This is a genomic window from Campylobacter sp. P0085 (assembly GCF_002139495.1).
GTDB classification, from domain to species: Bacteria; Campylobacterota; Campylobacteria; order Campylobacterales; family Campylobacteraceae; genus Campylobacter; species Campylobacter devanensis.
Genome location: NZ_MJKB01000008.1, coordinates 1 through 20,421, shown reverse-complemented (window position 1 = coordinate 20,421; position 20,421 = coordinate 1). Strand labels below are relative to the sequence as shown.

The window sequence follows — 20,421 nt, the reverse complement described above, 5'->3', positions numbered from 1 at the left end:
TTGAAAAATTATGAGAGAGATTAAAAGAATCCTAATAGCAAATCGTGGTGAAATAGCCCTTAGAGCGCTTAGAACTATCCAAGAGATGGGCAAAGAAGCAGTTGTAGTGCATTCTACAGCTGATAAAGATGCTCTTTATGTCAAATACGCTGATGCTAGTATCTGTATAGGCGGTGCTAGAAGTAGCGAGAGCTATCTACATATCCCAGCTATTATCACAGCTTGCGAGATTAGCGAAGCTGATGCGATATTTCCAGGTTATGGATTTTTGAGTGAAAATCAAAATTTCGTAGAAATTTGCGAAAAGCACAATATCAAATTTATAGGCCCAAGTGTAGAGGCTATGGCTTTAATGAGTGATAAAAGCAAAGCCAAACAGATGATGATGAGAGCGGGAATTCCAGTTGTACCAGGTAGTGATGGCGCTATCAAAGATATAGAAGCAGCTAAGAAATTAGCCGCTCAAATAGGCTATCCTGTAATCATTAAAGCAGCTGCAGGTGGTGGTGGCCGTGGTATGAGAGTGGTAGAGAAAGAAGAGGATTTAGAAAAGAGCTTTTGGTCAGCTGAGAGCGAGGCTATGAGTGCCTTTGGTGATGGAACAATGTATATGGAAAAATATATCTCAAATCCACGCCACATAGAGGTCCAAGTCCTAGGCGATGAGTATGGCAATGTAATCCATGTAGGCGAAAGAGACTGCTCAATGCAACGCCGCCACCAAAAATTAATAGAAGAGAGCCCAGCAGTAATTTTAGATGATAAAACTAGAGATGAATTACACCAAACAGCCGTAAATGCTGCTAAAGCCATAGGATATACGGGTGCTGGGACTTTTGAGTTTTTATACGATCAAAGGGATAATAAATTTTATTTTATTGAGATGAATACAAGACTTCAAGTCGAGCATTGTGTGAGCGAAATGTGTAGCGGGCTAGACCTAATAGAGTGGATGATACGAATCTCACAAGGCGAGAGATTGCCAGAGCAAAAAGATATTAAATTAAGTGGCCACTCAATAGAGTGTAGAATCACAGCCGAAGACCCAAAAAGCTTCACCCCAAATCCAGGTAAAATCACAAAATATGTCGCCCCAGGCGGTAGAAATGTCAGAATGGATAGCCATGTTTATGAGGGTTATAGCGTTCCGCCGTATTATGATAGCATGATAGGCAAATTAATCGTCCATGATATAGATAGAAATAGAGCTATTGCTAAGATGAAAGTCGCACTTGATGAGCTAATCATACAAGGGATTAAAACAACTAAAGATTTCCATATAAATATGATGAATAATGATGATTTTATCAATAATTTATATGATACAAACTATTTGGCAAAGCATTAATTTAATTTTAATTCTAAGCTAAATTTATTTATGATAAATTCGATGGTGTCTAATTTATAAACTAGACACCTATTTTAAGCTGAGTTGATTTGTGGTATAATTTGCAACATAGAGAGCGTATTATTTAAGAATGATGAGCTAAGAACTGTTTCAAACCGAGTTGATTTGTGGTATAATTTGCAACTTTATGCTATACGTGGGCTTCTTCTAGCTTCCACTGTTTCAAACCGAGTTGATTTGTGGTATAATTTGCAACATAATAATAGATTTAAAAACTACTTCTATTTTAGGGTTTCAAACCGAGTTGATTTGTGGTATAATTTGCAACTTGTTTATACTTTAGAATATAAGCTTGGCCTAAAATGTTTCAAACCGAGTTGATTTGTGGTATAATTTGCAACAGAAAAATAGGTTTAAAAATAGACGCTCAAACATCAGTGTTTCAAACCGAGTTGATTTGTGGTATAATTTGCAACGCCTACTGAAAGCGTGTGGGAATATGTATTAAGAAAAGTTTCAAACCGAGTTGATTTGTGGTATAATTTGCAACCTAAAGCGTTTAACACTATGACTTGGAAAGAGATAAGTTTCAAACCGAGTTGATTTGTGGTATAATTTGCAACATAGCTAAATTTAGCCTATTTTATGGGCGTTTGGCTATAGTTTAAAGGTCTTAATTCTTCCACTTTGAAAAAAAATGCTAAAAATAGCGAATTTGTGGAAAAATTTAGCTATAATACAAACGCAAATTATACTATAGATTAACTCTTTAGCGTTTGAAATCACCTAAAGGTGTTAACAGATCGGGGCAACTGCCATATGGCACCCCCGGTATCATTCTCTATCATCACAGTAGTTTTTAAATTCACACTGCATACAAGCAGCTATACTAGCACAACTTTGCGGAAATAGCTCTTGATTTAACATTTTATTAATCTTATCTATCGTGCTATTAAATTGGGCTAAATCATCACTGTTTATATCAAATATCTTAAATTTAAGATTATTACTACAAATTAGCATTATCTTAAAAAATGGTTTATTAAAATGCTTACTAGCTAGCTTTGAGTAGGCTATAAGCTGCATTTTAGTGCCTTTATTTAGTATTGGCTTGTTTTGATTTTTAAACTCAGCTACAATTATCTCATTTTGGCACTCTAGCACCAAATCTGCTACTCCTTGCATAGATGAATCTTGCAAATATAGATTACTATATGCTTTTATAATTGGCAGCTTAAATTTGATAAATTTTCTATTTTTAAATAGTTCGTTTTGTTTATTGTGATATTGTGAGCCTGAGATTACATACTCTGGATATACTGGCTTAATATCGCAAAATGTATAAAAATATAAAATCCTAGGACAAAATACAAATTGTCTAATATGGCTAACTAAAATCATCTAAATAATCTCATATATTTTACTCTCAAAACACTCTTTGGTATAGCCTAAAGTATCATTAAAATCTAAATTTACAGATGCGATAATCGCCTTATCGCTTTTAGCACAATATTTAGATAAGAGTTCTTTAATGGCTAGCTTATCAGCTCGACTTAACTCCCCATAAAATACTGATTTTTGCACAGCTAAAAGCCCAAAATCTTTTAATCTTTCAAATAGCTTTGTCCTGTTTTTACTATTTTCTATATCGTAGCAGATTAGATATCTCATTTACCACCTAAATATGTATGATTTATACCTGCTATCACCACAAAAAAATGCTGAAATTTTATATACTTGGCGTTGGATAATACTTTCTAAAGTAAGCTTTTTGTGATTATAGATAAGTTTTTTATTTAATGAATTTAATATATTTGAAGCTATTACTTTTTTTAATTCTGCATTTAATTCGCCTTTGAGAGATGAGCGAATTTTAATAATATTTCTATCTACTATAAAGCTTCTGTACTCCTCCATAATATCTAAGGCTAAAGATGGCTTGGCGCTTCGCATAGTATGTAAAACTCCAAAATATGGATTTAATCCGGCATTTATAATACTTTTATAGATTATATTTAATAGTATTGCATAGCCATAATTTAAAGCTTGATTTGATATTTCACTGCTTGCTCTTTTGGTGCGGTGTTCAAAACTAGATGGCAAAAGAGAGTTAAATTTGAGAAATTCAAAATATCTATGAGCAGCATTAGCCTCAATACTAAATATATCATTTGTGTCTATTATTTTTGAGCTTTTTAGTGTATCAATTGCTTTTTGCATAGCAATTAATGCAGTGTTTTTTTGCTCGTTATTTTTATTTCTAGAAAAGTATAAAATTGTAGAACGTTGATTTTTAATCTTTCCGATTATTAACTCTTTTGCTAGTATCAATCCCTTGGTATTATCTTTAGATGAAAATTGCTGTTTTAATACATTTACTCCTTTATGTTCATAAAGTGTATGCGTAGCACTAAATGTGTTAAAGTTTTGATAGAAAATCTTTATTCCACGCACACTACAAGCAAAGATTAAATCGCTAGAAATGGTTATACCGTTTGAATTTATAGATATGGTTTTTAATGATTTAAGGGCTATCTCTTTTATTATCTCTTTATTTTGATATATTACTATCCTTTGAGACTTTAATCCTAAAAATAGCCCAAAACTATTAAGAACTAGATGTTTCATCGATTAAATTATCTAGCATTATTTTTTTATGTATAGCCGATGTTTGAGTGCAATATGTGATTATTAGGCTATTTTTTGTATCTTTGATTATGGTTATTTTCTTATCTCTTGGCTCTCCTAGTAGCTCTTTAAATTCACCTTTTAAATATTTATCTATAAACTCATCACGGCTAGTTTGGTCAAGTAAATTATAATCTCCAATTTGGCTTTTATCAAATTCAACCTCTATATTGTGTCTATTGGCTTGAGAGATTATAAACTCAAGTTTTATAATAGCTGATGGGAGATTTTTGGTTACTAGAAGTTTGTAAATTTGCTTTATATTTTTAGATTTTAATTCAATTATATTTATTATATCTGCTATTTTACGAGGTAATATATTTGTACTAAAAAATGGAATTTTGATTATATTTTTACTATCTAAATCTATATATGTTTTAGTGGCTATATCGGAATTCACAAGTCCAGCATATCCGCCATTTTGCCTTATGATATAGTTAGGACTTTTAATTGCTTTTATAGGCAAAGAGTAGATTATACGAGATTTATTTCTACTTCTTTTGGCTTGTTTGGTATAAAAACACTCTTTAAACAGCTCTTTTATCTCTTGGTGTTGTAATATATTTTTGCCATCTTTTATCTCTATAATCTTGCTTTCATTAGCTTTTAAGATATGATAGAATTTATCTATATTTTTGGTTTTTATTTTTGCATCTGGTACTTTTAATTTATTTTTATTATCAAAAAACATACTACTTTTATCTTCATCTTTTATAATAGCAAATATATCTTTTCGTATATAAGAACATAGATGATTGTCTAGAAATTTAAGTTTATTTAATAATTTAATATCGCCTTCATTAAAGGCTTTAAATAATAGATCAAAAACTTTATGTGTACTTATATAAAATTTACCTGATTTAAAATCGCTAGTTATAGCAACCTTTTTGCCATTTTCTTTAGTATGCAAAAGTCCAAGATCAAGCAAGATATTAAATTCCTTATCTTTTAATATATTAGCATTTTCATAAACTAAAGAATATACACCATCATCAAATAGCTTTTTACGAGATATTTTATTAGAGTTTAACTCTAGATATTTTTTGCTTTGCATAGTCATTTTATTGCTATACTCTGGCTTAATATGATTATAGTTATACTTAAACTCACGCTGACCTTTTGAGTTTTTTATTAATTTACTATTAGCATAATAAAATACTATACTAGCATCAATGCAGTGACTATGACTATCTTGAATTTTAGCTTTTTGTAGCTCTTTATCTTCTATGCTTAGTTCGCTTCTAATTGCGCTTACTAGTTCTGCATTGATGAAATTAACACTAAATTCAATATCTTGATTTGATTTATTTAGCTTATCTTTTACCTTTTGTATTAAAAGATTTACAAAACGCTTTTGAGTGCCATTAGAGTGAGTTTTGATTCTATCTAGTTTTAAAATTTCAAGCGCTTTAGTAAAACTATCTGAATTTTTATAAAATAGAGCATGTCTAAGTGCGATCTGTTCTATGCTATTAAGATTATCAAAATTTGTAAATTTATTAATATTTATCTTTGCCATCTGTGTATCTATAAAATTCTTAAATTCATCAAGATTTTGTACTTTTATAATTTTATAAATTGAATTTAGATAATTTTGATGTAAATTTTCTAAAGTATAGCTTTGATTGCCTTTTTGTAAATTAGCAGTAGAGCTAGCTGGGATTAAATTTGCCCTAGAATTATATAAGCCTTTAGAGCGAGGCAAGATATGATCATATTCGCAGTTAATCTCATCTATCTTTTGACCTGAGTATGGACAGATCATATCTTTTGATTTTTGGCGTTTGCTTATTAAATTTAAGTCGCTAGCACTATTTTCAAAACTAAATTTATTCATCTCTACATTTATAGTTATATATGAAATATCTTTTAAAATTTCTGGCTTAATAGCGGTGCTAATTTCATATGCTAAACGATTTAGATACATCTCTATTTTGCCATTGATAAGCCTAGCCGAATTAGCTGGCAATCTAGTACAAATAGCATTTTGTGAGCCAGAACGAATTAAATTTTCTAAAGTATGGCATTTGCAAGTTTTTAAAAATCCACGATTTTTTTCATCATAGATTATATCTCCTAACTGGCCAAGATAGTTGATATTTGTATTTAAATTATTTTTATCAAATGGATGCTTAAACTCAAATACGCTATTGTGGTTATTGATATTTTGAGCTACTTTTGGATATAACTCTAGGATTGTTTGAATATCTTTATCGTTAATTTCATCATTATTTAGATTATGATAGAAGCTATTTTGGTAACTCTTTTTTAATTCATTTAAATCTCTAAAAAACCCTTTATAGCTCCTATTGCCTTTTATCTTATTTTTTAGCATAAACTCTTCTAGGTTAATTACGTCATCTTTAGTGATATTTTTTCCAAAAAGAGCTGAAATAAGTTCATTTTTATTTCTATTTTTATGTGGCGTATTTTTGCCACATGGAATTAATAAATCATTAGTTATTATTCCTTTTTTTGCGTTATCTACTTCGTTATAGTATTTCCTAGCAAACTCCTTAAATTCCCTAATTTCATCACTATTTAACCTAAAAGTATCAGCAAATATTTTGCTATTATTATCAAGAGCTCTTGGATATAAGGCTACATCTATTAGACTCTCTTTTGAGATATCTAATACTCTTTGTAAATATTTAGCGATATTATTTTCATTTATATCATTAAGGCTGATTAACTGGCCATTTTCATCTCTTCTTATATGCGTAAAATCATCGCTATTTAAAATTTTATAAGTTAAATTTGCTAGACTAGGAGTAATTTTATCAATATTTAACATCAAAGTATTGCATTTTTGTGGATTTTTATTTTTACGATTTTCGTATGGCGGGATAGTAATTACTGGATCGATACTTTTTAAATACTCTAAAGCCGATTTTGTCTTTAAAGAATTTAGCATATTTAGTTTATTGTTATTTTGTATATCAGTTATATACTCCATATAATTGATATTTCTTATTATATTTTTCTTTAGCTTTGCATCATCAAAATTTATATTATCTAGATATTTATTATTAAAATACCTTCTTAAAATTCGAGTTTGAAAATTTGAAATATTTCCAACAAAATTATAAAATTCATCTAAATTATCAAATTTATCAGATTTTTGGATTATAAATTCACAATCTTTATAAATTAACTCTTTTATATCTTTTAAGTAGCTAATTCTATGCTTATTATTTTTATCAATTTCATTGCATATACTTTGAATTAGACTTTGTATATTTTTACTAGCTTTTATGGCTTTTTTATTTTCTTTATCTATATTAATTAAAATTTGACTTTGAGTATCTAAGATCTTTTTAATTTCATCATTTGAGTGATCTACAACTATCTCATTTATAATTTGTTCAAATTCATCTTTATTTTTACTAAGCCCAAATATATATCTATCTAAACCATTTAAAAACTCAACCACATCATCATCTAAGCTTTCATTAAATTCTATATTATGATAGTTAAAACCACGATTTTTAAAAAGCCCATAAATTGTCTCTATTTGACTTTGACTCAAACCATCTATAGGCAAAATCTCATTAAGCAATCTTAAAATAAATCTATCCCTATCATAACTACGCCTAGCATGGCGACGTGCTGTTCTATCGCTTTTAGAAAATGTTAAATTTTTATCAAAATATATATTAAACGCATTTTTATAAATTATAGAATTTTCATTTGTAATAGCGATAAACACGCCATTATTTGCAGCACCCATATCTACATTTATAGACAATTCATACATAAACAACTCCAACTATATAAATGATTTTGATTTTAATGAAATTTGGCTTACAATGGTTTAAAATATAAAATAAGATTAGAAAATTAAGAAAAAATTGATAACTAAATATCTATAATACTAACTAGCTTATCTATGTGCGATATTAAATTTATTAAGACTCAAAATTGCTACTAGCTTTTGATCTGCTAGTAGCTACAATAATTAAAGCGATTAGATTTTAATAAAATAATCTCTTTAATAATATCTCAAATATACTTGGTTAAAACCTAATTTCCTTTAACGCTTAACTCTTTTAAGAACTCTTCTATATTATACTTAGCTCTATAAGTTTCGCTCATTAAATGTATCATTATATCGCCAAGATCTATTACAGTCCAATCATCGCTACTTTCTACACCTAAAAAATTTTCACCGGCTGGTTTTAATTCAGTTTTTAAATCATCAAGCAAAGCAAAGCCATGACGAGCAGCCAAAGTGGTAGCTACAATTACAAATTTACTTAAATAATCCCTACCTTGCATATCTATAACTTCGATATTTTCAGCCTTTTTTTCATCTAAAAGCTTAACAATTCTATCTATTCTATTTTGCATTTTTATCCTTATAAAATTTCTCAACACTATCTAAAATAGCAGTTGGAATATACTTAAAATTTAACTCAGATTTAATCTTTGAAGATGAGATTTTAACATTTATATCAAGTTTTTGCAAATTTGTTTCAACCATAATCCCATCTCTACTAGCCACAACGAAGCTTACAAGCTCCCTTAACTCATCAAATTTATGCCATTTATCTAAATTTTTTAGCTGATCAGCACCGATTATTAGATAAATTTTCTTAGGATTAAACTCACGCTTAAAATATCTCACACTCTCTATTGTAGCCACCGGTCGATTTTGCGAAATTTCATAATCACTTATTATAATTTTTTCATCCAGATTAGACCAAAGCTCATTACACCACTGAAATCTCAAAAGCGGTGGCGCACCAAATTCGCTCTTAAAAGGGCTTAAAAATGTTGGAATAATAATAAGTTTATTAATATTTAAGCTCTTTAAAACCTCTTTTACGATCATATCATGACCCAAATGTGGCGGGTCAAAACTTCCACCAAAAATAGCTATATTCAATTTTTTTTAACCTTTTTTTTAGTAAAATAGCCAAATTATACCCAAAAAGGATGAAAATGGCACTTAAAATAGCAATTAATGGTTTTGGAAGAATCGGCAGATGTGCTGCTAGGATTATACTCAATAACCCAGCAGAGTATGAATTAAGCATTATAAATGATACTGCTGAACGCAAAATGACTAGATACTTACTAAAATACGATACAGTTCATGGCGAATTTAATCAAGATGTAGAGGTTTTAAATGATGATTATATCGCCGTTAATGGCAAAAAAATCAGAGTATATAGCACAAGAGATATAAATGATTTAGACCTAAGGGGAATCGATGTAGTATTAGAATGTACCGGTAAATTCCTTACAAAAGAGCAATGCCAAACCTACATCGCCAAAGGTGCTAAAAAGGTTATAATGAGCGCACCAGCTAAGGATGATACTCCAACATTTGTTTTAGGTGTAAATTCAGATAAATACGAAGGGCAAACAATCATCTCCAACGCAAGCTGTACTACCAACTGCTTAGGTCCTGTAACTAGGGTTTTAGAAGATCTTTATGGTATAAAAAAGGGTCTTATGACTACCATCCACGCCTATACAAACGGCCAAAGCCTAGTAGATGTCAAATGCCGTGATTTTAGGCGTTCTAGAGCGGCTGCTGCTAATATGATCCCTACTAGCACAGGTGCTGCCAAAGCTATGAAATTAGTAATGCCAAGCCTAGATGGCAAACTACACGGACAAAGCATTAGAGTTCCAGTCCCAAATGTATCAATTGTAGATTTGACTGCTGTACTTGAAAAAAGCGTAACAAAAGATGAGCTAAATAGCGCATTTGTAGAAGCTAGCAAAGGTAGCTTAAAGGGCATTATGGCTGTGGATTTTGATGAGAGAGTTAGTAGCGATTTTATCACCTCAAACTACTCAAGCATAGTAGCAGCTGATCTAACTCAAGTAATTTGCGGTGATATGATTAAGGTAATGGCGTGGTATGATAATGAGTGGGGCTATAGCAATCGCTTAGTTGAAATGGCTAAATTTATAAGCGAGAAGTGATATGAGTGAGATTATTTCTATAAAAGATATTGAATTTAAAAGTGGTAGCAAGGTTCTTGTAAGGTGCGATTTTAACACACCTATGGATGAATTTAATAATATTACAGATGATAGAAGAATCCGCTCAGTTATCCCAACTATCAGATATATTTTAGATCAGGGTTGCTCTGTTATCTTAGCTAGCCACTTAGGTCGCCCAAAAAATGGCTACGAAGATAAATACTCACTTCTACCAGTAGCTAAAAGACTTGGTAGATTAATGGATAGAGAGATTAAATTTGCTCACGATGTAGTCGGCCACGATGCTAAAGAAAAGGTTCAAAAGCTACAATCTGGCGAGATTTTGTTATTAGAAAATTTACGCTTTGAAAAGGGCGAAACAAAAGATGATATAAACTTGGCTAAATCTCTTAGCGAATTTGCTGATTACTATGTCAATGATGCTTTTGGCGTATGTCATAGAGCCCACTCTAGCGTCCATGCTATAACTCAATGCTACGATAGTGAGCATAAGGCCGCTGGATTTTTGCTAATTAAAGAGATTGAATTTGGCCAAAATCTAATCCGCCACCCTAGTCGCCCATTTGTCGCAGTAACGGGTGGATCAAAAGTAAGTGGCAAACTCCAAGCCCTAACCAATCTCTTGCCACGCATTGATAAATTAATCATCGGTGGCGGTATGGCATTTACATTTTTAAAAGCTCTTGGTGAAAATATCGGAAATTCCCTTTTGGAAGAGGAGTTAGTAGAAGAAGCATCAAACATTCTTAAAAAAGGCCGTGAGCTAGGCGTGAAAATTTATCTGCCTGTTGATGTCGTAGCGGCTCAAAGTTTTAGCAATGATAGTGCGATCAAGTATGTCCCTGTTCAAGAGATCCCAAATGGCTGGATGGGGCTAGATATCGGCCCAGCTAGTGTGAAGCTATTTAAAGAGGCGATTGCCGATGCTCAAACCATCTGGTGGAATGGCCCTATGGGGGTTTTTGAGATGGATAAATTTAGCAAAGGTAGCATAAAAATGAGCCACGCTATTGGCGAGAGCTTTGCTACTACTGTGGTCGGTGGTGGCGATACTGCTGATGTAGTTGAGAGAGCTGGGGATACTGATGAGATGACCTTTATCTCTACTGGTGGTGGTGCTAGCTTGGAGCTTATAGAGGGCAAGGAGCTGCCTGGGGTTAGAGTGCTTTTAAGAGAAGATGATATATGATTTACGCTGCGAATTTAAAATGCAACCACACCAAAAAAAGCTATGCAGATTATGCTAAAAAGCTTAGTAATGGACTTAGTCAAAATAGTAATAGCGTGATTGTATTTCCTCCATTTACTGCTTTGAGTGAAGATAAATTTAACTTCACTCAAGGGGCGCAAAACTTCTATCCAGCACAAAATGGCTCATATACTGGTGAGATTGGTAGTCAAATGCTAGAAGAATTTGAGATTACTACTGTAATGATCGGCCATAGCGAAAGACGCGCTCTAGGTGAAGATGAGCCATTTTTAAAAGCCAAATTTGATTATGCTGTAAGCAAGGGCTGGGATATTATCTACTGTATTGGCGAAGATGATATAACTCATATGAATGGAAGCACCAAAGAATTTCTAAGCGATCAATTAGCAAATATTGATTTAAACTATGAAAATCTAGTAATCGCCTATGAGCCAATCTGGGCTATTGGCACTGGAAATAGTGCTAAAGTTGAATTTATAGCTGAAATTTTGGATTTTATATCTAGCAAATGCTCAGCTCCACTTCTATATGGCGGTAGCGTAAATATAACAAATATAGATGAGATAAAAGCGATAAAATCATGCGATGGAGTTCTTGTCGGTACTGCTAGTTGGGATGCTGATAAATTTTTAGAAATTATCAAAAAGGGTTAATAATGATACTAGAAGGTAAAAAAGGTTTAATAGTCGGTGTAGCAAATAAAATGAGCATAGCCTATGGAATTGCTCAAGCTTGTAAAGCTCAAGGGGCCCAGCTTGCTTTTACATTTTTAAATGATGCAATTAAAAAAAGAGTAGAACCAATCGCAGCTGAACTTGATAGTTCGCTAATTTATGAACTAGATGTAAATAATCAAGAACATCTTGATACTCTAGCAGATAAAATTGCTAAAGATTTTGGCGAGATTGACTTTGTAGTTCATGCTGTAGCTTTTGCTCCTAAAGAGGCATTAGAGGGTGAGTTTATCAACACTACAAAAGAGGCATTTGATATTGCTATGGGTACTAGCGTCTACTCTCTTATCTCTCTTACTCGTGCAGTGCTTCCGGTGCTAAAAAGTGGTGGTTCTATCTTGACTCTTAGCTATCTTGGCGGGGCTAAATTTGTCCCACATTATAATGTAATGGGCGTAGCTAAAGCAGCTCTTGAAAGTAGCGTAAGATATCTTGCCCATGACCTTGGAGCTAAAAATATTAGAGTCAATGCTATCTCAGCAGGCCCGATTAAAACCTTAGCAGCAAGTGGAATTGGCGATTTTAAGATGATTTTACACTGGAATGAGTGTAACGCCCCATTAAAAAGAAATGTCAGCATAGAAGATGTAGGTAAAAGCGGTATGTATCTACTAAGCGACCTTGCAAGTGGTGTAACTGGCGAAGTGCATTATGTCGATGCTGGATATAATATCATGGGTATGGGTGATGTTTTAAGTGATGCTTTTGGCAATACAGTCTTAGCCTGGGATGCAAAGTAGGCTAAATTTATCATTTCAGTTTAACTAATATACTTACTTTAAAATACTATTTCGTCATTGCATTTGTAATGACGAAAATCTCCAAATTTAAATTAAAAATCCAATTTAAAAACTTCAAAAATATACTAAAATACTTAAAAAATTTATATCTAAATTCAAATTTATAGAATATTTACTTAATTTTTATGCAAAATTTATGTAAAATAGTATATTATTTCACATTAAAAAGATAAAGTTTATCCTAATTATTTTAGGAAGAGGAAGGATAGTTTTGAAAGTTTATTTAGACAACAACGCAACAACAATGATTGACCCTGAGGCTTTAGAGTTGATGCTTCCATTCCTTGGTGAGAAATTTGGCAATCCAAATTCACTTCACAGCTACGGAAGCCAAACACATCCAGCACTTCGCAAAGCACTAGATCAGCTCTATACTGGTATAAATGCAGCTGATAATGATGATATAGTAATAACTGGATGTGCCACTGAGAGCAATAACTGGGTATTAAAAGGTATATATTTTGATAAAATATTAAAAGGCGATAAAAAGCGTATAGTTACAACTACAGTAGAACATCCAGCTATCGGTGCTACCTGTGCATTTTTAGAATCTCTTGGAGTAGAGATTACTAAAGTAGATGTAAATAATCAAGGGGTTATCACTGCAGACGATCTACGCAATGTGATGAGTGATGATGTTGCACTTGTAAGTGTAATGTGGGCAAACAACGAAACTGGTATGATCTTTCCAATCAAAGAACTATCTAGCGTAGCACATGAATTTGGCGCACTTTTTCACACCGATGCAGTTCAAGCAATAGGCAAAATTCCCGTAGATGTACAAGATGCAAATGTTGATTTTTTAAGCTTTTCAGGACATAAATTCCATGCACCAAAAGGAGTAGGCGCTCTATATATCAAAAATTCAATGCCTCTTACTAGCCTTCTTCATGGTGGCGAACATATGGGCGGACGCAGAAGTGGCACATTAAATGTTGCTGGTATAGTAGCAATGGGTCAAGCATTAGAAAATGCAAATAAATTCCTAGCCTTTGAACAAAGCCATGTAGGAAGATTAAGAAATAAGCTAGAAGATGCACTATTATCACTACCAGATGTTACAGTAGTAGGTGATAGAGCCAATCGTGTGCCAAATACAATCCTAGCAAGTATTAAAGGCGTAGAGGGTGAAGCAATGCTATGGGATCTAAACCAAGCTGGTATAGCAGCAAGTACTGGCTCAGCCTGTGCAAGTGAGGATCTAGAAAGCAACCCTATAATGGAAGCCATCGGTGCTGATAGCGAACTAGCACATACAGCACTTAGACTATCGCTCTCTCGCTTTAATACTGAAGAAGAGATAGACTATACAATAGAAAAAATTAAACATGCCGTACATAGACTAAGAAGCATATCAAGTAGCTACGCATACGCCCCAAAATGGCATAAATCAGGACTATAAAGGAAATAATAATATGGCAAAAGGTAATTTAATAAGCGGAAATATATGGGAAGAGTACTCTCAAAAAGTTCAAAATGCAATGAACGCACCAAAAAATATGGGTGAAATTACAGAAGAAGATGCTAAAGCTCTAGGCTGTAAGCTAATAATTGCGGATCATGGCGCTGAGAGCTGTGGTGATGCAGTTAGACTATATTGGGCTGTTGATGAAGCTACTGATATTATTAAAGATGCTAAATTTAAAAGCTTTGGTTGTGGTACAGCAATTGCAAGTAGCGATTATATGGCAGAACTATGCAAAGGCAAAACAGTAGATCAAGCAGTTAAAATCACAAATATAGATGTAGAAAAAGCTATGCGTGATGATCCAGATATTCCAGCAGTTCCACCGCAAAAGATGCACTGCTCAGTAATGGCATATGATGTTATCAAAGCTGCGGCTGCTAGCTATAAAGGCGTTGATCCAGACCACTTTGAAGATGAGATTATAGTATGTGAGTGCGCTAGAGTTAGCCTTGGTACAGTAAAAGAGGTGATAAGATTAAATGATCTTACAACAGTAGAAGAAATTACTCAATACACAAAAGCTGGAGCATTTTGTAAATCTTGCATTAAGCCTGGCGGACATGAAAAAAGAGAGTACTACCTAGTAGATATTTTAGCTGAAGTAAGATCTGAAATGGAAGCTGAAAGAATGAAAGCTATAGCTGATGCTAAAATAAGCGGAAGTGGCGTAGATAGCGATCTAAGCTTTGAGGAGCTAACAGTAGTAAAACAACTAAAAGCAGTAGAGGCTATTATCGATGAGCATGTAAGACCAATGCTAGAGATGGATGGTGGAAATATGGAAATATTAGATATCAAATCTGAAGAAAGCAGAATCGATATATATATTAGATATCTAGGTGCTTGTAGTGGGTGTGCTAGTGGTGCTACTGGAACACTATATGCCATTGAAAATATCTTGCAAGAGAGTCTAAGTCCAAATATTAGAGTAATCCCTGTATGATAAATGCTAAATTTAAAGCTGGCAAATACTATATTGGTGATTTAGCTAAAATTTTAGATTATGCAAATTTGACTAACCTTAAGTATGGCTTTGGGTCTTTAGATGAGTTTACTTATGCAAATTTTAAGTTAGAGTGTGATGAGATAGCCGATAGTGATGGATTTATATATAGCGTCGATAGTGCAAATTTTGGTATAATCGACGCTAAAATAATTGACGATGAGTTGCTAAGTAGTAGGATTTTAACTCTAAGACATGGATTTATAGCTAATAAATTTAGCAGCCACCCACTTGCTAGGATTGTCGACTTTAAAGATGAATTTAAAGTTAGCATTTGTGATAATGAGATAAAATTTGGTAATATTATACTAAATTTATAAAAATTTATTGGTAAGTTTTGCTTTTTTAAAATCAATTTTCAGCTAAAATTATTATAAAATTTAATATAATAGAGAAATTTATATTTTTTCATAGAGAGTTTTGAAATGGTACCTAGCTGGGACGATAAATATAGCATTGGCAATTCAGATATAGACTTACAACATCAAAAGCTATTTGATCTAGCCAAAAAATCCTTTATTTACGCTAATAAAAATGTATCTCGTGAAGAGATTCGCGGTATCGTGGCTGAATTTTTTGAATATATGAAAGAACACTTCAAAGACGAACAGGAATATATGGAGCTAATTGGATATCCGTACTTGCACGAACACACTATGATTCATAAAGACATAATCGCTAGTATGGCGGGTCTAATCAAAACTGCTAAAAATGTAAATGATTTAAAAGAAAATCTTTTATTAATTGCTGAAAAGTGGCTAGTAGAGCATATTTTAAAAGAGGATGCCAAAATAGAAAAATGGCGTCAAGCAAACCTAGAACACGCAGAAAATGAGCTAATCGAAGAAGAACCAAAACAATATAAATATACCTGCGGTTGTCCTAATAAAATCCATCTTGTTCCACCTTATATTCATGAGAAAATTGTCGAGGGCAAGAAATTCTCTTGTATGACTTGCAAGGTAGTTATTAAAATCAAGCTTTCATAAGGTAGCATAGTAAATTATTTATTACCTTATGCTAATATCTTTTAATTTAAATTTTATCAGCATTTTATTACTATTGCTTAAGTTTTAACCATCTACTTACTTTTCTTAAATAACTTACAAAAACATCGCAAATACTACTCCGCAAATTAATAGCGGAATGTTAAAAAATACAAATGTCGGCACACAAGTATCATATATATGATTATGCTGACCATCGGCATTTAGTCCAGATGTTGGTCCAAGAGTACTATCACTAGCAGGACTCCCAGCATCTCCTAGTGCTGCAGCAATACCTATAAGCAATATAGTAGCAGCATGACTAAATTCTAGCGAGATACAAAGTGGAACATAAAACGCCGCAATAATAGGAATCGTCCCAAAGCTCGTTCCAATTCCCATAGTAACAAGCAACCCAATAGCTAGCATAATAATCGTTCCGCCAAGCTTACCGCCACTAATTGCAGTAGCAAATTCAACCAGCTCACCAATCCCACCAGTCTCTCTAATCACCGAAGCAAACCCAGCTGCAACAAGCATAATAAACGCAATAAATGCCATCATACTTAGGCCATTTTCCATTACTTTGTCAATCTTTTTATATTCGATCCCACCAAAAGCTACCATAAAAATAAGCCCCATCAATCCACCAAGCGGCAAAGAATCGCTCCATAATTGAACACCAAAGGCAATCGCAACACCAATAAGTAAAACCCACTCTTTCTTGCTCATTTTAATATCAAGATTACTATCGTAAAGCTCTTTAGCTTCCATAGAGCTTTGCTTATAACTGCGTGGCGTGCGATAGTAGATAATCGCCAAAAATAGCCCAATAAGCATCGCTACTCCACCAAGCCACATAACAGAGCTAATATCAGATAGATTAGTCTCTAGTCCATTTTGGCTTATCTCCTTGGCTAAGATATTATGAAAAATTAGCCCAAATCCAACCGAAGCACTTACATATGGAGCCTTCAGCCCAAAAGTCAAAGCACACGCTACAGCTCGCCTATCAATTTGCATTTTATTCATAAGTGCTAAAAGTGGCGGAATAAGAATAGGAATAAATGCAATATGCACCGGAATTAAATTTTGTGAAAAGCATGCTACAAATGCAATTGTAAGCACAAACCAAAATGTTTTTTTGCTAATTAATTGGCTTACATAGTGAATTAAAATTGCAGTTAGATTACTCATAGCAATAGCAGCGGCTAACGCACCAAGAAGAATATAGCTAAGAGCAGTCTCAAGATTGCCTTGCATACCTTTGATTAAAATGTTAATTGTAGTAATAATATCAATATTTGCGCTTACTCCAGCTATCAATGCAGAGATAAGAATAGCTAATAAGATATTAAATCTTAAAAGACACAGCGTACACATTACAATCACGCCAATAACTACAGGATTTAAAAGAAGCATTGTCTACCTTTTATTATGATTAAATTTGGAATTATATATATTTTTGGCTTAAATTGCTAAACGGTATTAGCTTAAATTTTATTAAAATTCAGTTTAAGTTAAAATACAATTAGATAAAATCTAACATTTTGTTATTTTTGAAAAAAGAGAGTCGATGAGCGAGATTATTGGATATAATGTAGATGGAGAGATAGTAGATACTCAAAGCTACACCGGAGGTGGTAGCGAGATTAAATTTGACAACTCTAAAGAGGCGCTAGAGATTATACGCCACTCATGTGCGCACTTAATGGCTGCAGCGATTAAGGAGCTTTATCCTAATGTTAAATTTTTTGTTGGACCTGCTATTGAGGATGGATTTTACTACGATATGCGTGTAAGCAAAAGCGATGGTAGCAAACTAGGCGAAGATGATTTAGCTATAATTGAGAAAAAAATGAAAGAGTTAGCCTTAGCTAAAACTCCAATTGTAAAAATAAATTCAACTAAATCAGAAGTAGCTGCAAAATACGCCGATGATGACCTAAAACAAGAGGTATTAAAAAGAATTCCAGATGGTGCTGTAAGCCTGTATTCTCAAGGTGGTTTTGAAGATATTTGTCGTGGGCCACATATTCCAAATACAATTTTTGCTAGATTTTTTAAACTTACTAGAATAGCTGGGGCATATCTTGGCGGTGATGAAAATCGTGAGATGCTAACTAGAATTTATGGTACAGCTTACGCTGATAAAGAAAGTCTAAATGAGCATATTAGAATTATCGAAGAGGCTAAAAAACGTGACCATCGTAAACTTGGCACAGAGATGAAATTCTTTACCTTTGATGAGAGCGTTGGTGTTGGACTCCCTATTTGGCTACCAAATGGATCAAGGCTTAGAAGCCGCTTAGAGCATAAACTATATCGCACTCATAGACTTCGTGGATATGAGCCAGTGCGTGGACCAGAGATTTTAAAAAGCGATGCTTGGAAGACAAGTGGCCACTATGCTAATTATAAAGAAAATATGTACTTTACAGTAATTGATGATCAAGAGTATGGTATTAAACCAATGAATTGCGTAGGCCATATTAAAGTTTATCAAAGTGAAATTAGAAGCTATAGAGATCTTCCGCTTAAATTTTTTGAGTATGGCGTAGTGCATAGACACGAAAAGAGCGGAGTACTACATGGGTTATTTAGAGTGCGTGAATTTACTCAAGATGATGCACATCTATTTTGTATGCCAAGCCAGATTAAAGAAAATGTTTATGAGATTTTAAGTTTTGTTGATACTCTTATGAATGCATTTGGATTTAGCTATGAGATGGAGATTTCTACCAAACCAGCTAAGGCTGTTGGCGATGATGAGGTATGGGAGATCGCTACAAAAGCCTTAAAAGATGCTTTAGATGAAAAGGGATTAAAATATGGTATTGATGAAGGTGGCGGTGCGTTTTATGGGCCAAAAATAGATATTAAAATTACAGATGCCCTTAAAAGAAAATGGCAGTGTGGCACTATTCAAGTAGATTTTAACCTTCCAGCAAGATTTAATCTAGAATATATTGATGAAAACAATGAACGCAAACAGCCAGTTATGCTTCATCGTGCAATTCTAGGAAGCTTTGAGAGATTTATTGGGATTTTACTTGAACATACTGCTGGTGAATTGCCATTTTGGATTGCGCCAACTCAGGTTGTGATCATACCAATTGGTGAAGCTCATCAAGAGTATGCTAAAGAGATTTATGCAAAATTACTTGATATGAATATAGATAGTGAAATCTTTAGCAAAAATGAGACACTAAATAAAAAGATTAGAAATGCAGAAAAACAAAGAGTACCTATGATAATAGTACTTGGCGATAATGAGGTGGCAAATAGAGGTGTAGCACTGCGTGATCGTAGAGCTAGAGAACAAAAGGATATAAGTCTAGATGATTTTTATAGCTTAGTCCAAACCAAATTAAACGAGGTGAATATTTGAGCAAAGATAAAGAGGTTTATCTAAATGATGAAATTCGCGCAAGCGAGGTTAGATGTGTAGGAGATGATGGCACTGCGTATGGTGTTATCAGTAGAGATGAAGCGTTAGATATCGCTAATAAAATGGGATTAGATCTAGTTTTGATAGCAGCCGATGCTAAACCACCAGTATGTAAGATAATGGATTATGGTAAATTCCGTTATCAACAAGAGAAAAAGCAAAAAGAGGCTAAGAAAAAGCAAAAAGTAATAGAGATAAAAGAGATTAAGCTTTCCGCCAAAATTGCACAAAATGATATAAACTATAAGATAAAACACGCTCAAGAGTTTTTATCTGAGGGCAAGTATGTTAAATTTAGAGTATTTTTAAAGGGGCGTGAGATGTCTACCCCAGAACTTGGCGTAAATATGCTTGAAAAGATTTGGGAGATGATTCAAGAATATGCAGATAGAGATAAAGCTCCAGTTCTTGAGGGTCGTTATGTAAATATGCTTGTAACACCTAAAAAATAACGCTACAAGCATATTAATTAGGTAGGTGCATTTCATAGATGTCCACCTACCAAACTGATAAATTATAAAATAAATCCAAAATAACTTCTAATAATTAGATTGATTACTATACTATTTAAATCTAGATAAAATCCTAAAATAATATTTGAAATTGATAATATAAAAAGATTGATATATTGTATATAAACCCTCGCAATGGTTAAGCATTGCGAGTAAATTTAAGATATTAAAGATTTAAATTTAAGCTACTGTAGTAGTCTTAATATATTTTGTTGTACAGCATTTGCCTGACTCATAGCGTAGCTTCCACTTTGGGCTAG

Annotated in this window: 19 protein-coding genes and 1 CRISPR repeat array; of the genes, 11 read left to right on the top strand and 8 right to left on the bottom strand. The window is 33.0% G+C overall.

Features of this window, described 5'->3' with window-relative positions; translation table 11 throughout:
* The first annotated feature begins 10 nt into the window (after nucleotides 1-10).
* On the top strand, nucleotides 11-1,348 hold the full coding sequence (locus CIGNP85_RS07995) for an acetyl-CoA carboxylase biotin carboxylase subunit (RefSeq protein ID WP_086287815.1): 1,338 nt from the start codon (nucleotides 11-13) through the stop codon (nucleotides 1,346-1,348).
* Nucleotides 1,349-1,419: 71 nt separating this feature from the next.
* Nucleotides 1,420-1,971: a CRISPR direct-repeat array (repeat unit 37 nt; unit sequence GTTTCAAACCGAGTTGATTTGTGGTATAATTTGCAAC).
* Between the two features lie 211 nt (nucleotides 1,972-2,182).
* Here the strand turns inward: CIGNP85_RS07995 and cas4 are convergent.
* From cas4 to nadD, 6 genes are all read right to left on the bottom strand, one after another.
* The gene (cas4, locus tag CIGNP85_RS07990; protein WP_086232971.1) at nucleotides 2,183-2,749 is read right to left on the bottom strand and encodes a CRISPR-associated protein Cas4; all 567 of its coding nucleotides are present in this window, start codon (nucleotides 2,747-2,749) and stop codon (nucleotides 2,183-2,185) included.
* Nucleotides 2,750-3,019, bottom strand: coding sequence for a CRISPR-associated endonuclease Cas2 (cas2, locus tag CIGNP85_RS07985; protein ID WP_086225671.1), 270 nt, complete (start codon nucleotides 3,017-3,019; stop codon nucleotides 2,750-2,752). It abuts the gene before it with no gap.
* Nucleotides 3,020-3,976, bottom strand: coding sequence for a CRISPR-associated endonuclease Cas1 (gene cas1, locus CIGNP85_RS07980; RefSeq protein ID WP_086287812.1), 957 nt, complete (start codon nucleotides 3,974-3,976; stop codon nucleotides 3,020-3,022).
* Nucleotides 3,957-7,793 (bottom strand): HNH endonuclease domain-containing protein, encoded by a 3,837-nt coding sequence (locus CIGNP85_RS07975; protein WP_086287810.1) that lies wholly within the window; start codon nucleotides 7,791-7,793, stop codon nucleotides 3,957-3,959. Before CIGNP85_RS07975 ends, cas1 begins: the two co-directional genes overlap by 20 nt.
* Nucleotides 7,794-8,059: 266 nt before the next feature.
* Entirely contained in the window at nucleotides 8,060-8,386 is a 327-nt protein-coding gene (gene rsfS / locus CIGNP85_RS07970) for a ribosome silencing factor (RefSeq protein ID WP_086225677.1), read from the bottom strand.
* Nucleotides 8,376-8,924 carry a nicotinate (nicotinamide) nucleotide adenylyltransferase gene (nadD, locus tag CIGNP85_RS07965; protein WP_086287807.1) on the bottom strand — a complete coding sequence of 183 codons (549 nt, stop codon included), beginning with the start codon at nucleotides 8,922-8,924 and terminating at the stop codon, nucleotides 8,376-8,378. The genes rsfS and nadD overlap by 11 nt, the downstream gene beginning before the upstream one ends.
* 56 nt (nucleotides 8,925-8,980) lie before the next feature.
* Between nadD and gap the strand changes: the two genes are divergently transcribed.
* The 8 genes from gap to CIGNP85_RS07925 all read left to right on the top strand — a co-directional run bounded on the left by gap (nucleotide 8,981) and on the right by CIGNP85_RS07925 (nucleotide 16,201).
* Nucleotides 8,981-9,976 carry a type I glyceraldehyde-3-phosphate dehydrogenase gene (gap, locus tag CIGNP85_RS07960; RefSeq protein ID WP_086287804.1) on the top strand — a complete coding sequence of 332 codons (996 nt, stop codon included), beginning with the start codon at nucleotides 8,981-8,983 and terminating at the stop codon, nucleotides 9,974-9,976.
* A gap of 1 nt (nucleotide 9,977) precedes the next feature.
* Nucleotides 9,978-11,186: a phosphoglycerate kinase gene (locus tag CIGNP85_RS07955; RefSeq protein ID WP_086232976.1), complete on the top strand. Its 1,209-nt coding sequence runs from the start codon at nucleotides 9,978-9,980 to the stop codon at nucleotides 11,184-11,186.
* Nucleotides 11,183-11,860, top strand: coding sequence for a triose-phosphate isomerase (locus CIGNP85_RS07950; protein WP_086287802.1), 678 nt, complete (start codon nucleotides 11,183-11,185; stop codon nucleotides 11,858-11,860). Before CIGNP85_RS07955 ends, CIGNP85_RS07950 begins: the two co-directional genes overlap by 4 nt.
* A gap of 2 nt (nucleotides 11,861-11,862) precedes the next feature.
* Nucleotides 11,863-12,681, top strand: coding sequence for an enoyl-ACP reductase FabI (gene fabI / locus CIGNP85_RS07945; RefSeq protein WP_086225684.1), 819 nt, complete (start codon nucleotides 11,863-11,865; stop codon nucleotides 12,679-12,681).
* Nucleotides 12,682-12,952: 271 nt separating this feature from the next.
* Nucleotides 12,953-14,143: a NifS family cysteine desulfurase gene (locus tag CIGNP85_RS07940; RefSeq protein ID WP_086225685.1), complete on the top strand. Its 1,191-nt coding sequence runs from the start codon at nucleotides 12,953-12,955 to the stop codon at nucleotides 14,141-14,143.
* A 13-nt stretch (nucleotides 14,144-14,156) separates the two neighbouring features.
* The gene (locus tag CIGNP85_RS07935) at nucleotides 14,157-15,152 is read left to right on the top strand and encodes an iron-sulfur cluster assembly scaffold protein (protein ID WP_086225686.1); all 996 of its coding nucleotides are present in this window, start codon (nucleotides 14,157-14,159) and stop codon (nucleotides 15,150-15,152) included.
* Entirely contained in the window at nucleotides 15,149-15,532 is a 384-nt protein-coding gene (locus tag CIGNP85_RS07930; protein WP_086230018.1) for a hypothetical protein, read from the top strand. The genes CIGNP85_RS07935 and CIGNP85_RS07930 overlap by 4 nt, the downstream gene beginning before the upstream one ends.
* A 105-nt stretch (nucleotides 15,533-15,637) precedes the next feature.
* Nucleotides 15,638-16,201 (top strand): hemerythrin family protein, encoded by a 564-nt coding sequence (locus tag CIGNP85_RS07925; RefSeq protein ID WP_086225689.1) that lies wholly within the window; start codon nucleotides 15,638-15,640, stop codon nucleotides 16,199-16,201.
* Between the two features lie 114 nt (nucleotides 16,202-16,315).
* Here the strand turns inward: CIGNP85_RS07925 and CIGNP85_RS07920 are convergent, their stop codons facing one another.
* Nucleotides 16,316-17,620: a Na+/H+ antiporter family protein gene (locus tag CIGNP85_RS07920; protein ID WP_086268649.1), complete on the bottom strand. Its 1,305-nt coding sequence runs from the start codon at nucleotides 17,618-17,620 to the stop codon at nucleotides 16,316-16,318.
* Between the two features lie 154 nt (nucleotides 17,621-17,774).
* Between CIGNP85_RS07920 and thrS the strand changes: the two genes are divergently transcribed.
* Nucleotides 17,775-19,589: a threonine--tRNA ligase gene (gene thrS, locus CIGNP85_RS07915; RefSeq protein ID WP_086244866.1), complete on the top strand. Its 1,815-nt coding sequence runs from the start codon at nucleotides 17,775-17,777 to the stop codon at nucleotides 19,587-19,589.
* Nucleotides 19,586-20,101, top strand: a complete 516-nt coding sequence (infC, locus tag CIGNP85_RS07910; protein ID WP_086238897.1) for a translation initiation factor IF-3 — start codon at nucleotides 19,586-19,588, stop codon at nucleotides 20,099-20,101. Before thrS ends, infC begins: the two co-directional genes overlap by 4 nt.
* A gap of 245 nt (nucleotides 20,102-20,346) precedes the next feature.
* On the opposite strand, the gene CIGNP85_RS08625 is transcribed toward infC, so the two are convergent.
* Nucleotides 20,347-20,421: flagellin (locus CIGNP85_RS08625; RefSeq protein WP_336526412.1), on the bottom strand; the 75-nt coding region annotated here is incomplete at its 5' end.